The organism is Streptomyces pluripotens, assembly GCF_000802245.2.
GTDB lineage: Bacteria > Actinomycetota > Actinomycetes > Streptomycetales > Streptomycetaceae > Streptomyces > Streptomyces pluripotens.
Window position 1 is genome coordinate 7,331,953 of record NZ_CP021080.1, and the last position, 14,123, is coordinate 7,346,075.

At 71.2% G+C, this 14,123-nt stretch carries 9 protein-coding genes; 4 read left to right on the forward strand and 5 right to left on the reverse strand.

Annotated elements, in window-relative coordinates:
• Positions 1-491: 491 nt before the first annotated feature.
• Together LK06_RS32385 and LK06_RS32390 are read left to right on the forward strand one after the other, a co-directional pair.
• Entirely contained in the window at positions 492-3,845 is a 3,354-nt protein-coding gene (locus LK06_RS32385) for a DnaB-like helicase C-terminal domain-containing protein (RefSeq protein ID WP_159025246.1), read from the forward strand.
• A gap of 3 nt (positions 3,846-3,848) precedes the next feature.
• Entirely contained in the window at positions 3,849-4,487 is a 639-nt protein-coding gene (locus LK06_RS32390) for a hypothetical protein (RefSeq protein WP_043432637.1), read from the forward strand.
• A 76-nt stretch (positions 4,488-4,563) separates the two neighbouring features.
• Here the strand turns inward: LK06_RS32390 and LK06_RS32395 are convergent, their stop codons facing one another.
• From LK06_RS32395 to LK06_RS32410, 4 genes are all read right to left on the reverse strand, one after another.
• Entirely contained in the window at positions 4,564-5,556 is a 993-nt protein-coding gene (locus LK06_RS32395; RefSeq protein ID WP_043432650.1) for a helix-turn-helix domain-containing protein, read from the reverse strand.
• 10 nt (positions 5,557-5,566) lie between these two features.
• Positions 5,567-5,872 (reverse strand): hypothetical protein, encoded by a 306-nt coding sequence (locus LK06_RS32400; RefSeq protein WP_043432635.1) that lies wholly within the window; start codon positions 5,870-5,872, stop codon positions 5,567-5,569.
• A gap of 787 nt (positions 5,873-6,659) precedes the next feature.
• On the reverse strand, positions 6,660-6,920 hold the full coding sequence (locus tag LK06_RS32405) for a hypothetical protein (protein WP_043432633.1): 261 nt from the start codon (positions 6,918-6,920) through the stop codon (positions 6,660-6,662).
• Positions 6,921-8,018: 1,098 nt separating this feature from the next.
• On the reverse strand, positions 8,019-9,407 hold the full coding sequence (locus tag LK06_RS32410; protein WP_199838651.1) for an IS110 family RNA-guided transposase: 1,389 nt from the start codon (positions 9,405-9,407) through the stop codon (positions 8,019-8,021).
• A 239-nt stretch (positions 9,408-9,646) separates the two neighbouring features.
• Here LK06_RS32410 and LK06_RS32415 point away from each other — a divergent pair, with 239 nt between their 5' ends.
• Both LK06_RS32415 and LK06_RS32420 read left to right on the forward strand, forming a co-directional pair.
• Positions 9,647-11,614, forward strand: a complete 1,968-nt coding sequence (locus tag LK06_RS32415) for a hypothetical protein (protein ID WP_043432632.1) — start codon at positions 9,647-9,649, stop codon at positions 11,612-11,614.
• A gap of 27 nt (positions 11,615-11,641) precedes the next feature.
• The gene (locus LK06_RS32420; RefSeq protein ID WP_234367285.1) at positions 11,642-11,962 is read left to right on the forward strand and encodes a hypothetical protein; all 321 of its coding nucleotides are present in this window, start codon (positions 11,642-11,644) and stop codon (positions 11,960-11,962) included.
• A gap of 563 nt (positions 11,963-12,525) precedes the next feature.
• Here LK06_RS32420 and LK06_RS32425 read toward each other — a convergent pair.
• A complete protein-coding gene (locus tag LK06_RS32425; RefSeq protein WP_086083623.1) occupies positions 12,526-13,557 on the reverse strand; it encodes a hypothetical protein in 1,032 nt (343 codons plus the stop codon).
• Positions 13,558-14,123 lie beyond the last annotated feature (566 nt).

The window sequence follows — 14,123 nt, forward strand, 5'->3', positions numbered from 1 at the left end:
AGGTAATTGTGATGGCCGAGACGCGCCCCGGGTCGGGCTGCTGCCAGGCTCGGCGCCGGTGTTCCGGCATGACCCACAAGGTAATCGGCGGCTCGCTGCAGCCTGCAGTTCGCCCGAGTCGTCTGCCGGACATCGGCGTCGGCCTGGCCCGCCCCGCGCCCCCTCGGCCTTGCGTTACGCATTCTCACCTGCACCCATCACGTCGCCAGCAGCTTTCCTCTTCTTTTTGTTACGTGTCGACGCCCGGGTTGTGTGGCGGGTTACGTTACGTGTTGGGTAGGGTGGAGCTTGCTGCTGGTGGCCCGGGGCAACTCGGGTGCGCTGTAGGTGTGTTGTGTCTGTGGCTGCGCCCTGCCCGTCTTGACCGAGTCCGCCCTTGCCCGCTGCTGGTTCGTGAAGGCGGGGGCGTGGTCGTGTTCAGCGCCCGGTGGTTTGCCGGTGAGCCCGGGGCCGTGCCCGGGCCGTCCCGCTTCTCGTGTCTGGAGATCCTGATGTCTGCCCACTCCGCTGTCCCCGATCCGTCCGCAGCCGAGCCCGCGGCGGAAGGGGCCAGCGGTGCCGCCGATCCGTCCGCTGCTGCGCCGATGCCGGTCGAGGAGCCGGAGGTGTTGGGGGTGACCGAGGCGCGGAACCGGCTGTATGAGCTGGTGGACGCGGCGCGGGACGAGGGCCGGATGACGGTGGTGGTCAAGCGTGACGGGAAAACGCACCGTACCTACCGTGCGGCGCTGATTCCGGTGGGCCGGCTGGATGGCGCCTCGCGGGAGAGGCTGGTGGGGTGGCCGTCGTGGGCGCGGACGGCAGCGCGTCCGAAGCTGGGAGACCGGGTGATCGACGCGGCTGGCCGACCGGGTGTGCCAGGTGTGCCGCAGGTGCTGCTGGACCGGACGACGCCGCTTGCGGTCCTGGTAGACGCTGCCCTGGTCCCGCACGGCGATGCACTGGTTGCCGTTCCAGCCGGCGGCGCGCCGGCACCGGCCGCAGCGTGGGCGGACGCCGCGAATCTCCCGTCGGGCGCGTCCGCAGCGCCCCAGGCCCATGCGGCCGTTGGAAAGGGCCTGCCCGCTGCCCGCCAGGTCTTCGCTGCGCCCGAGGCCTCCGCCGAACCTGCCGGCGACGTCGCGGACGCCACGTCAGCCGATGTGTCCGCGGCTGCCGACCCCGCCGTCCCGCCCGCTGGCGAAGGTGTTACCGAGGCCGCGGTCGCGGCCTCGGCGGGTTCCGGTGCTGCGCCTGTACTTGCGCCGCTGGCCGCCGCCGACCGCACCGCGGATCTGCAGGGTGCCGGCCCGGATTCCGTCGGGCCCGACACCGCCGTGGCCGGCTGGGACGCCGGGGCTGCGCCGGCCGGCCACGCTGCCGCTGAGGAAGCTGTCGGCGGCCGGGACACCGTCGCCGATCGGGGTGTGGACGGTACGGCGCCGTCAGCGGGTACGGCCGAGGCCCCACCGCCCGTCCCGGCCGCGGGTGGTGGGCTGCACCGGCTGCATGGTCTGGGGGAGGTCGCCGGTTTGGCCCTGACCGAGGCCGTCGCGCCGCCGACTGTGCCGCGGTTCGGGTTCGGTCTGCACGCCTTGGATGCCGCGCTGGGGAGCCTGTCGTCGGGGGTGCTGACGGTGGTGGCGGCCGAGCCGCACGCCGGCGGCTCGCTTCTGGCCGTGCATGCTGCCCGGTATACCGCCATCACCCGCCAACTCCCTGTGCTGTACGCGGCGTCGGGCCCGTCGCGGACGGCTGTGGCGCTGCGGGTGATCGCCGGCGAGGCCGGGCTCGACTACCGGCGGCTGCGCACCGGCGCTCTCACCCCGGACGAGCAAGAGGCCGCGTCCGCGGTCCAGGCCCGGCTGGCCGCTGCCGACCTGCACGTCGACGACGGCACCGGCCTGAGTGCTGAGTTGATCGCGGAGACCGCCCCCTACGTCGAGGACCTGGCGCTGGTCGTCGTCGACCGCTTCCAGCACGCGGCTGATCCGTTCATCCCGCTGTCCGGCCCCGCGTTGCCGGAGGCGGCCCGGGTGCTGGCGCACCTGGCTCGCGCCCGGAACGTGCCGGTGGTGGCCGTGCTCGACACCGCAGACCCCGACGCCTTGGCCGCGCTGGACGCCGCCCACCTCACCCTGACCCTGACCCGCACCGGCAACGACGCCCAGGTGACGGTGGCCGAACGCGACTTCGGCGAGCTGACGACCGTGCCTTTGCGCTTCGATGCCGCGTGCGCCCGCTTCACCGACGCGCCCGCCCGCCCGCGGGACCCGAAGGCCGCGCACACGTTCGGCTGCGGCAAGGGCGAGAAGGCCACCGCCGGCCCGGCCGTCGAGGCCGCTCTGGGCGTCGCCCTGCAGGCCGGTCCCGCGCCGGCCGTCTCGGCGGCCGTGGGGGAGGGGTTCGCGGCCGTGGAGGCCGAACTCCTCGACGCTGCACTGCCGTTCACTTCCGGCGCCCGGAGCGGCCTGTCTGCCCGCCTGGCCGGCGCGCTTGCCGCGCTGCGCGAGGCCGCTGCCGCGCCCGCCCGGGAGGATGAACTGCCCGGGCTACGCCAGGCCCTGGACGGCCTCGCCGCCCGCCGCCCGCCGGTGCCGGCCACACCGGAAGGGGAGCGGCTCGGCGCCGCGCTTGCCGCGTTCACTGCCACTCACCGCGATACCCCCACCAGCGCCCCGGCCCCGGCGCCGGTCCCTGCCACCGGCACGCCGGAGGCAGGGACCGCCCTCGTCTCCGGGTCCACGGCGGCCGCCGAGGACTCCGGTGCCGCGCCCGGTACCGCCGAGGGCGCCCAGGCGGCCGACCTGGCCCGGCGTGTGGTCGAGGGGGTGGTCATGGAGGCGCCGTCGGCCTCGTTCAGCGACGACACGCCTCCGCCCGAGGACACTCCCGGCACCGGCGGCCGGAACTACACCTACTTCCTCAACAAGATCAGCGCCGCGGTCGACCAGGCCCTCGACGAGACGCACGGTGACATCGAGGCCGCGGTCAAGATGCTGCAGAAGAAAGCCGTGCCGGACTCCATGGCCCTGTTCAAACTCACCCGGGTCGGCGCGAGCTACGTCCACACCGTTTATCCGCCCGCTCTGGATTTCCTCTCCAAACCCGGACAGGGCGAGGCCGACGGAATCTGGGAAGGCCGCCATAAATGGCGCAACGCCCCCCTCTACGAGGCCATCAAGAAGGGGGAACACCACCCGCTGGACGTGGTCGGCCTGGACACCAACGCGGCCTACCTGTCCGCCTTCAAGACACACTTGCCCATCGGCGCACTCAAACACGACCCCAACGGGGGCTACGACCGCCGCCGCGCCGGGATCCACCGCGTCGACCACTTCGTATGGCCCCACGCCCACCTGCCCAACCCGATCGGCAACCGCAAGGAACCCGGCCCCTACCTCCTGGACGAGGCCACCGTCCGCCTCCTGATCCGCTGCCATGACCTCAAACTCAGCGAGGCGCCCCGGATCCTGGAATCGTGGACCTCCGGCGCCTCCGAAGCACTCCTGGAGAAATTCCGCCGCGTCCTGCAGCAGGCCCGTCAGACCGCGATCGAAAACGAGGACTCGGCCACCGAGGAATACGTCAAGGCCATGTACTCCCGTTTCACCTCCACGATCGGCGAATCAGGAAAGAACCGCGAACTCCGCCGACCCGAGTGGGTACACACCATCCGCTCCCAAGCCTTCGCAAGCCTCTGGCTGAAAGGATGGAAAGCCCATCAAGGGGGCCTTATCCTGGTCCAGGCATCCGGCGTCGACGAACTCCACGTCGCCGGAGGCGACTGGAAAACAGTCTGGGAAGAGGGCCGCAAGCCCACCCAGATGAAGGTGAAGCGCCTTTACACCCTCGGGGGGAATTAACCGATGCCGTACGACGACAGCGGCTGGAAGAATTTCGGCACCTACGGCGCGAACCGCTCCCTCGAAAACGTCCGCGGCGGCAAAGCCCTCGGCCGCGCCCTGGAAGAGGCCCTGGAACGTCAGATCATCGACGGCGGCATCAAGTCCCCCGTCACCTCCCCCCGCGGCCTCAAAGCGCGCCTGAAGTACCTCAACAGCGACGCCGGCGTCGAGGCCATGCGGGAGGCCGGGATCACCGTCAAGTCCCGTGCCCTGAAGAACTGGTTCGCCGGCAAGCAGAAGCCCAGCGCCGCGAACCTCGAACTGGTCGACACCGCGTACTGGAACCTGCGCACCCGGCGCATCCTGGACAACCTCGGCGCCTTCAAACAGCACCTCAACAACCAGGGCAAGGGCACCGCGGTCGAGATCCACCCCGTCGACCAGTCCCTGGTCGACGAACACGCCCGCCGCCCCAACCTCGAAGGCGAGCAGGCGCACCGCAGCCTGCCCGCGGTGCGCTACATCTGGGACGACGCGGTCGACGCCATGGAAGCCGGCGACGAAGGCAAACTCGAGGAAATCTGGGACGACATCATCACCGAGCTCGACTCCGACTGGGGCGCCTACACCTACGTCTCCTACGTCGGCCTCGGCGCCTGAGAAAGGACTCGAACACCCATGCCGCCGGCCTTTGCAGGCGTCGTATCCGCGCAGCTGTTGCTTGTCCCTGTGGTGGTCAGGCGGCGCGGTCGGTCGGGGCAGGTGTTGGGGCGAGGGCGTCGGGCCGGGTGGGTCGTGAGTGGCGTTTGGCCTGGATGATCATGGTGCTGCCATCGCTGGTGTGGAGGACGAGGTCGGCGCCGCTGTCGTTGGCGTGGTCGGGGGCGCGGGCGATGAAGGGGGTGGCGGCGAGTCGGTCGAGGATGTGGGTGGTGGTGATCCAGTCGGGTGGGGTGGTGCCGTTGCGGTGTGCTTCGCGGTCGGCGTACTGCTGCAGGGCGGTGGTGAAGGCCTCTTCGAGGACGCGGGCGGGCACCAGCCGGGCGAGGGCGGCGGTCGTGGCGGTGAGTTCGTAGCTCACCTCGGTGTCGGTCCCGCCGTACGCCAGGGGTGTCCGGTGGATGCGGCGGGCGATGCGTTGTGTGCGTGGGGGTGTGGGGCGTGTGCCGCGGTCGGTGGTGATGCGCTGGTAGGCGTCAAGGTATGGGCGCTGTTCGGCGGGGCGGATGCCGCAGGCGGTCAGGAACGTGACCAGCTGCTCGGTGGTGGCGGGCAGACCTTTGCGGTTGACGATCCGCCAGGCGGTGGTGCGCGGCAGCGGTTTGCGCCCGGGGGCGAGGCGGGCGTCGCCGAGGGAGGGGGCGCCCGCCCGTTCGTACGCTTCGGCCAGGGCGAGGGCGAGGTCGCGCTTGTCGTGGATGAAGGCGGGGGCTGGCGCCCTGAGCTCGCGGAGCTTGTCGCGGTGGGCGGCGCGGCCGCGGCTGCGCAGGAGGAGGGCGCGGGCCGTGGAGGCCGGGCCGGCGCCGCAGGCGCGCAGGTAGGCGTCGAGGACGGTGGGGGAGGGGGCCGCAGTGCCGGACTCGGCGCGCTGGACGGCACCGCGGGAGATGTTGGCGGTGTCGGCCAGGGCGCGCTGGGGCAGCCGGGCGGCCCGGCGCAGGGCGGTGAGGTGCTCGGCGAGGTGGGCGAAGGGGCGGTCCGAGACACTGCCGGCGGGGGAACGGGTCATGGCCGCCGCCCTACTTGCCCGCGCCGGAGCGCACGGCGGCCTCGGCGAGGATCGTGATCAGGCGGCGTCCGCCGCCGGCGGCGGCGAGGGTGGCCGCGCCGATCGCCCCCAGGCCGCCCAGCAGGGTGAAGACGGTCTGAAGCTCGGTGCCGGCGAGGAACAGGCCGCAGCCGAGTCCAAGGAAGACGATCAGCAGGATCAGCGCGTGGGTGGGCCCGAACCGCCCGGCGGAACCGGGCGGTTCGGCCGCGCCCGGGGCGCAGGTGCAGGCAGGCGCCGGCGGGTCGGCCGGGCGGGGAAGGGCAAGGTCGCTCATCGCGTGCAGGACTCGTTCCTGACGGGGCCCGGCGAAACTGCCGGGGCCTAGGGGCTACTGGTCGCAAAGTCGCGCGTTCCGCAAGGCAGTTGGCCCTGCCGTGCAGCGGGCGGCGCGGCTCACAGCCTTCCACGCCCCGGCATCCCCCACCCCGCCCTAGCGCGCCTTATGTCTGTTATGCGATTTCCTGGCCTCGCCGGTGTTCCCCGCGCTGCCATAAAATCGGCCGCGCGCCCGGCACGCGAACACCGGCTTGGCGACGACGGGTTGAGTGCCTGCCACCCTCGTGGCGGCCCATCGTTTGTTCCAGACGATTTGCGGTCTAGGCCCCTTCAGCAAGACGGTGGTCCCAGCACGACACCGGTGGCAAGTCCGCCGGTGTCCTCCTGACGGCTACTGGTCGCAAACCCGAACCCGTTCCAGGACCTCCGGAAGGCGCGTTGGCCCGCGCCCGCCGACACATCAGGCCGGCACCGCCCTCGGTGCCGGCCTGATGTGCGTCCAAGGCGACGAGGGATGAGGGGTGCGAGGACGACAACGAAGGCCGGGGCAGGTGCGGGCGAAGGCTCGGTGCCTGGCCGGGCTCTCGTACGCGGGACGTCCTGCTGCTCGTGGACGGTCCTGTCAATGTCGTCGGCGGCGCACCCCATCTCCCCGGTCGGCCCCGTGGCGCCGCGGATACACGGCTGCGCCGCTGGCCGCCTGGCCGCTCCCCGGCTGGCCGGTGCTGCCCGGAGAGGAACTGGCGGTGTGGCCGGCTCTTCCCCGCAGGGATTCCTGGGGTGGCTCAGCAGCTGCCCGGCGGGGACGGGCAGGACGGTGCCGGGGCGACGACGGATGTCTGCGCGGCCGGCGGCGGTACGGACGCGAGGCCGAGGCCCATCAGGACGGTCGCGACGGCTGCGGCCGCGGTGATCGCCATGGACAGGTCCCCGCGGGCCGGGACCGCGCTGCTGCCCTTCTTGGTGTCGAGGTAGACGGCGACGGCCACGGCCGCCGACACCATGAGGGTGAGCAGTAGGCCGGGGGTGATGGAGAGTTCGGTCATCGGACGGTGAGCTCCTCCTGGACCGCGGCGTCGGGGCGAGGGGCTCCCGTATGCCACCCGCCGCCCGCGCCGCCTGTTTGTGCTGGTCGGAGTGCTTGTCGGTGCCGTGCTGTAGCTTCACAGGTGTCAGTCAAGGTTCCTCCTGCTGCCGGTACGAGGGGGTTGGGGGACCACGACGCCGGGGAGCTCCTGGGACACGGCCAGCCGCCAAGCAAGGACCGTGTTTTCAGGGGCTCTTCGGCGTGTTGTGGGCCCGTGACATCAACGACGCTACCGGCTGGGTCTGACAATGGGACGTCCGTACCAACAACGCCCTGACCAGGGCCTGTTGTCAGTACCGCGAAGCGGCCCCGTGACACCACCGCCCCGCCCCCGCGAACAACTCGCCCCCGCCACCCCCCCGTTCACCGCCGGGGCCAACGGCCCCGGTCCCGCGCCCGACCGACACCCGGGTCCTGAAAGGGACCCGGCCCCCACCACCGCGCTGCCCCCGACAGGGGGCACGCCCCCCGGCCGGCCCTGCCGGTCGGCATGCGCTCTGTACCCGCCCTGCCCACGTCTGCCCCGCCCCGCCCTCCATGAGGCAACTGCCCCGCCCCGTACGGTGGTTGACCTGCTTTTTTGGTCGAAATCGGGGTATGGGTGACCGGCCGGAGCGGTTGGAGGCCTTCAGGTCGGACGCGAGCGCCGTACGGCGCCGCGCTCCCGGAGCCGGGGGACGCGTGGGTCCCGGGACGTCGTGGAACGGGTCCGGCCTGCTGCTCGTCACCCGCCGCGCGCTGTACCGCGCCGCGGCGAGGCCGTACGAGGGTGTCGTCCGCTGCGTCCCGGCGGAGCGGACGTCGAGGTGGCCAGGCCGCACGGCATGCCCCCCAGCCCACTGACGGGCCGTCGGGCGAGATCGTGCAGGTCACAGCCGATCAGATCGGACGGACCGTCAACTCGCGTGCTGGGCCCGCCCGGATGGCCGTACCCTCGTGTCATCGCCGCCGCCGAGGGCGGCCTGTCGCGCAGCCGGTGGACACCGCGGTATCCACCGGCAAGACCTGAGTACGCCGCCTGCACATCACGGGGCGGGTACCCGGATCCGCCCGCAGGTCACCGAAGCGACGCCGGGTCAGCCCCGTGACGGACCGCGGTCCTCACCGAGCGGGCACGGGTGCGTTGCGCTCCAATGGCGCTCTGCTCGCGTACGCCGACCACCGGCCGCGAGCCCGCCTCGCGCCGGCCCATGCGAATGAGGCCCTGTGAGTTCCCTGAGTCAACCTCTATGCCGCCAGAGTCGCCTCGGGATCGGGTTTGATCTTGTTGTTGGCTCGGTGGGTGTCGGGGTCGTAGCAGGTTCCGTCGCGCCAGCAGGCCCACATCACGCGCAGCCAGGCGCGGGCGAGGATGCGGGCGGCGTGGGGATGGCGTTTGCGGTCCGCTCGCGCGTCGTTGTAGATCTTCGCTGCCCAGTCGCTGGCGTGCCGGCTCGTCGGCGTAGCCGACGATGGCCAGCCGGGCACGACGGTTGGCCGCGTGGCGGAAGCTCACCACGCGGGACTTGCCCGACGCCCGGGTCACGGGAACGACGCCGGTCTCGGCGATGAACTGCTCGCTGGTGCGAGAGCGTTCCAGGATCGGGCCGATCTCGCCGATGATCTGCCCGAGGTTGGTCGTGCCGATCCGGGGCATGGTCGCGAGGAGCGGCGCGTAGGGGTGCGAGGCGACGGCATCGGCGATGGCCGCATCCAGCACCCGGATCGTCGCCCTGATGCTCCTGACCAGCTGGACCTGGACCCCGACGAGCTGCTCGATCACGCTCTCGCCGAGCCGAGAGGCGGGCCGGGGAGCGGAGCGAAGGCGTTCGATCAGGACGCTGCCAGGCCGCTTGCCGGTGTAGCTGTGGCGCTTGCACCAGGTTTCCAGCCGACCGGCGGTGAGCTTGGCGGCCGAGGCCGGCGTCGGGTAGCGGTCCAGGAAGGCCAGGGCGATGTCGCTGTCGAGGCTGGCGAAGACGGCCTTGCCTCCGGGCCAGTGCATGTCCAGCAGGGCAGCGAGCTGGTTGACAGCCGCGATGCGGGCCGCGACATGGTCGGCCCGCTGCCGGGTCAGGGCCTGCAGCTCCATTGTGGCCTGCTCGGTCGGCTCCAGACGGGGCAGGAAGTGCCCGTCGGTGCGCAGGTAGTCGGCGAGCTTGAGGCTGTCACCCGCATCGGTCTTGGCCTTGGAGGCGCCCCAGCGTGGCCGCATCGCGTGGAAGGCGTTCGGGTGCACCGGCACGACCGGGTGGCCGGCCTGGAGCAGCCGGTCCACGACCAGGCCGCGGGTGGTCTCGATAGCCACCGGCAGGTCCGCCGGGCTGCCGTACTTCGCGAGCTTGGCCAGCGTCCTGGCGATGCCTTCCTCGGTGTGCGTGAACTCCCAACGGGCCACCCGGGCACCGGTGTTGTCCATGACCGTCACGTCGTGGGTCTCGGTCGCCCAGTCCCATCCGATGTACACGGAAAAAGTACTCCTGTGTCGTGCGCGGAGCACCTGCCCGGTGGTGAGGACGTCTGCCGGGAGCTCATTAATCGGCCCTCTGCGGGGCGTGTCCCTGATGCCGATCAGACGGCCTCGGCCCGGCGGGGCTGGCACAACTCACAGTGGCCATCGAATGGCTCGCGCCACAAGCCATGCACCCGCCGGGACCGAGAGGTCACAGCCCTACCGAAGAGGGTTGCAGAAGGGATGGTCCTCTAATGAGCACCATCGACATCCCCGACGAGCACGACGACATCGACGGCATCGAGGTCATCGACATCCGCTCCGGCAACCGCTCGACGCCGTTCGAGCACCGCGTCGAGCCGGTCAGCAAGACCACCAAGGCGATCAAGTTCCTCGAGAAGAACCACCCCGACCTCCAAATCTCCCCCGCCGCGGTCCGCCGGATCGCGTTCGGAGCGGTCGAGCCCGGCCTCCTCGAAGGCGCCCGCCTGGAGCGCCACCGCGTCGAGACCGGCTGGCTGAGCGTCATCACCTACCGCGCGTACACGCTGATGCTGTCCCCCGCGATCGAGAACGACCGGCTCCTGGACGAGGCCCACTACGCGGCCGACCCGGACACCAACGACCAGCAGCGGGTCCTGGCCATGCCCACCGCGCACGACACCGACGCCGCCCTCGTCTACGCCGACGCCATGGACGACCTCCTCGCCGCCATCGACCGGGCGTCCAAGGGCGTGAGGAAGAACAACCCGCAGGAAGTCGGCCGGCGCATCGTGGAACGGCCCCTGACGGCCGTCCCCGTCACCTTCCTCAACCCCGGACGCCACCCCAGCGACGACCTGAGCATCGTCGACGGCAACAGCCGCTGGGCGTCCTGCACCGCCGGCATCACGGTCCCGGCCAGCTCGATCCGCCCCACCAACGCCAAGGACCCCGACAGTCTGCTTCCGTCCCACCTCATGCGGCTTCCCCTCGCCGAGCGGCGGGATCTCGTCCGGGAGATCGTCAAGAACGCCCACCGCGACATCAACGCCGCCACCGGCACGAGCAGGGCGGCCCGTGCCAAGCGCGACCAGGCCGCCAGGCTCCTCAATGCGATGACCGTCCCGGTGCAGGTCATCGTCGGCTACACCGACGACAACCCGTCCATGGGCATGGGACGCTTCCCCGTCGCGGTCCGCTCGCTGCTGATGCGCATGAACGTCGGGGTGAAGTCGTTCGAGCCGTCCTCGCAGAACGGCGTCACCGCCGAGGAGATCGTCACCGCCCTGTTCGACGCTGGCGAGCTCGGCGACGACGCCCAGACCGTGCGGGACGTCCTCCTCGGCCGCGCAGATGTCACCGACGCCATGAAGTCCCTCAGCCTCAACCCCGCCTTCCGCGACCTGAGGTTCACGTTCGTCGTCCAGCAGCTCACCCGCAAGGAACCCCGGCTGAGGACGATCATGGCCGCGAAGCTCGACAAGCGTCGCCTCCAGGTCACCCACCGCAGCGGCCCGATCGTCGAACTCGGCCTGCGCTCCTACTCCAGCCTCCCCAAGGAGAAGCTGGCGCCCGTACGCACCGCGCTGGACACCGGCTGCCTGTGGCAGGCCCTCACCGACCACGAGTGGACCGTCGAGAACATCGACAACAACCAGGCCGTGGACGACCTCCTTCAGCGCGCCGACAACGGCGACATCCCCGCCCGGCTGCTCCTCGGCGTAATCGCCATGGTCACCCTCGTCACCAGCGGCTACCTCCTCGCCCCCGGCGGCTCCGCCGAGCAGATCGTCGGCAACATCAAGGTTATGCGCGCCGGCGTTGGCACGGTCATCAAGACCATCCTCGACACTAAGGAGGGCCGACAGGTACTCGCCGACGCAATCAAGCGGATCCGGGCCAACCAGAGCCCGCGGTGGTGGGCCGACGGCCACCTCGTCGAGCGCGACGGCTGGAAGGGCAGCGACTTCAACGCCCACCTGCGCCGCGCCGCCAACCACGGATTCGCCCCCGAGGGCTACCAGAACGACCCCACCGCCACCGAACTCGAGGACAAGGCCCTCACGGCCTTCCAGGGCTCCCTCACCACGGCCGCCGCCGAACTCGACGACCTGATCGCCCTGCGCAAGGAGAACGGCACCGACACCAAACTCCCCTGGATCGCCGTGGAGCCGTCCGTCAAGCAGCTCCGCTACATGGGCAGCGACCTCGGCGGCATCTCCGAGGCCGAGCCGCGCTGATGACCGACACCACCTGGACCGGCGTCGTTGCCATCACCGACGACCGGTACGACATGCTCGCCCGGCTCGCGGGCCAGTGGCAAGGCCGTCTACATCGCGGTCAACCGCAACGGCAACGCCTGCTACTGCGGAAAGACCCGCCCCACCCGGGCCCTGAACCGGGGGGCCGCCGCGACCAGGCTCAGCCAGCACATCAACCGCAGCACGTCGAAGCGGGACGAGTGGGTCGAGTACTGGGTGATCCCGCTCCGTGACGCCACCCCAGACCACGTCGTCTCCGCCGTGGAGAAAACCGTGGCCGCCCGCCTCGGCATCCCGCTCGTGCACCGGACGCGCATCCCGCGCTGACGCACCTGACACCCGGCCGGCCGAAACCACGGGCGACACCGGAAACACATGTGGGCCCCTGCACCGGGAAGACGGTGCCGGGGGCCCACCTGCTGCGAGGGGCGTAGCCGGCCCCCTGTCCTGTGCCCGACCGACCAGGGTCCCGGAAGAGACCCGGACCCGCCCCGCACGCGGCCTCCGACAGGGCGGGCGTTGGTGCGGGAGAGCTGGGTGTGGCCTCGGGGCGGGTCTGATGGGGTGTCTGCCGGGTCCGGGTGTGCGGTGTTGGAGGGCTGAGTTTCCCGCAGGGTGAGGCGTCTGCGCGATTACCTGCGCCACCGCACGGCCGTGAACCGACAGGACATGTACTTCCCGTACATGTATGCCGGTCCGAGGGCCCGGATGTCCGAACCGGGTGATTATCTGAATCCCTGCCAGCGCGGACGCGACCGCCGCGCCCGGGCCGACGCGCACCCCGAGCACCAAGCCGGCCCCCACGAAGGCACAGGCCACCCCAACCCCCACAACGAGCCGCGCCCCGAAAGGTCACGCCCGCCCTGCACCCCGCCGCGGGCGCCCGGCCCTCACCCGCCGGGCTGCGCCGCCTCGTCCACGGCCCCCGCTTCGTTGGTGCCGGCCATCTGGGCGAGGACGTACCAGAGCCGGTCGGCGCTCCCCGGCGGCCACGGCGTACGCAACTTCCCCGTGGCGGGGTCGAGTTCACCGCACCACTGCGCGTACCGCGAGGCGGCATCGTCCGGCCAGAGGATCCCGTGACCGGAGGGCACGGCCAAGGCGCGGTCGAGGTCCGCGGGATGCCCCAGCACCGCCAGCCGCGCCACAACGTCCCCAAGCGGCCCCCACACCAGCCGCCGGCGTCCCTGCAGCGCCCGCGTGATCCGCCCCGCCCCCTCACCCGCCGAGACCGCCTCCGCCGGCGCCCCGCCCGTCCGCGGCCCGGCGAGACGGACCAGGACGTCCTCCAGGACGAGGCCCGTCTCATCCGCGACCTGGACCCGCCCGGCCAGCGGCGGCCGCGCCCTCCCCGCCCCCGTCAGCTCAGCCGCGGTCAGCTCCACCCACACCACCGCCAGCCGCTCCGACAGCAACACCCCAGCCCACCGGCCCAGTTCAGCCCTGCGCACCCGCAGCGCCTCCTGTGTCTCGGCCAGCCGCGCCACATGCCGGCACGCCGCGCACACCCGCCGCCCGTCATGATCGAGCAGCGGCAGCTGACCCACGGCCCCGCACCCCTCACACCCCCGCCCGACCGCCCGCCGCTGCGCCGCGGCGGCCAGCTGGCGGCCGGTGGCCGCGGTGGGGACGGACTCGGCGATGGCGTACAGGTCGAACGTCTGCAGCTTGCCTCGCCAGTTGTAGTCGCGGACGCGGGCGCGGACGGGACCGCCGGGACGCCGGGGCGGGTCGGCGTCGGCCAGCCGGGTCCGGGTGACCAGCCCGGCGGGAACGTCGCTCCAGCGCTCGTACCTCCGGACCTCAGCCGCCGCGACCGCCGCACCGATCCCGTCCGCAGCAGCGGCACCTCCCGCCGCCCGCTCCTCACCCGTCCCGCGCGTACCGTCGACTACGGCGGTTGCTGAATTCGTGGCGCTCAATTCCCTAATTCCTTTCCGTGCCCTACCCTGTTACGGGTTGTCTTTCTCTCCCCGCAACTCCGTTACGTGTTACGCATCCTTTCCGGAACCCGTAACAAACCTCTAATGGGATTCCCTTGGGACTGACGCCCCCTCAATTCAAACGGAATCCGTTTCTGATGCCATGCAACCCGTAACGGAATACGTACCAATTCCAGAGAGGTCTAGTCCATCCAGAACCAAGCGATGGGCGATTATCTGATGTACCGTCAGACAGCAACGATGCGGCACCAGTTGCCAACCTCCCCTCGTTGCTGCCATACTGTAACCACAATGGACCGGGGCAGGGAAGCCCGGAGGGCGCCCCGGACCCACCCGGACCAGAGACGCAAACCCCCTCAAACCAGAGGTATTAAGCCTCTGACCAGGGAAAATAGAAGATCAGGCCCGCCCCCCAGGCCGGGAGCCACACCCCGCCGACACGGTGACCCACCCGAGGCCGGCACCCGAGACCACGGGACAAAGACAACAGAGAGTAACGTTCAACTCTCAACGTCTTCAAGAGGGTTGCGGAGCAACCCAACATC

Excerpts from the sequence above, each read along its gene's own strand:
- LK06_RS32405 (WP_043432633.1), bottom strand. The coding sequence starts at position 6,920 with ATGACCGAACTCTCCATCACCCCCGGCCTACTGCTCACCCTCATGGTG.
- LK06_RS32390 (WP_043432637.1), top strand. The coding sequence starts at position 3,849 with ATGCCGTACGACGACAGCGGCTGGAAGAATTTCGGCACCTACGGCGCG.
- LK06_RS32415 (WP_043432632.1), top strand. The coding sequence starts at position 9,647 with ATGAGCACCATCGACATCCCCGACGAGCACGACGACATCGACGGCATC.
- LK06_RS32395 (WP_043432650.1), bottom strand. The coding sequence starts at position 5,556 with ATGACCCGTTCCCCCGCCGGCAGTGTCTCGGACCGCCCCTTCGCCCAC.
- LK06_RS32400 (WP_043432635.1), bottom strand. The coding sequence starts at position 5,872 with ATGAGCGACCTTGCCCTTCCCCGCCCGGCCGACCCGCCGGCGCCTGCC.
- LK06_RS32385 (WP_159025246.1), top strand. The coding sequence starts at position 492 with ATGTCTGCCCACTCCGCTGTCCCCGATCCGTCCGCAGCCGAGCCCGCG.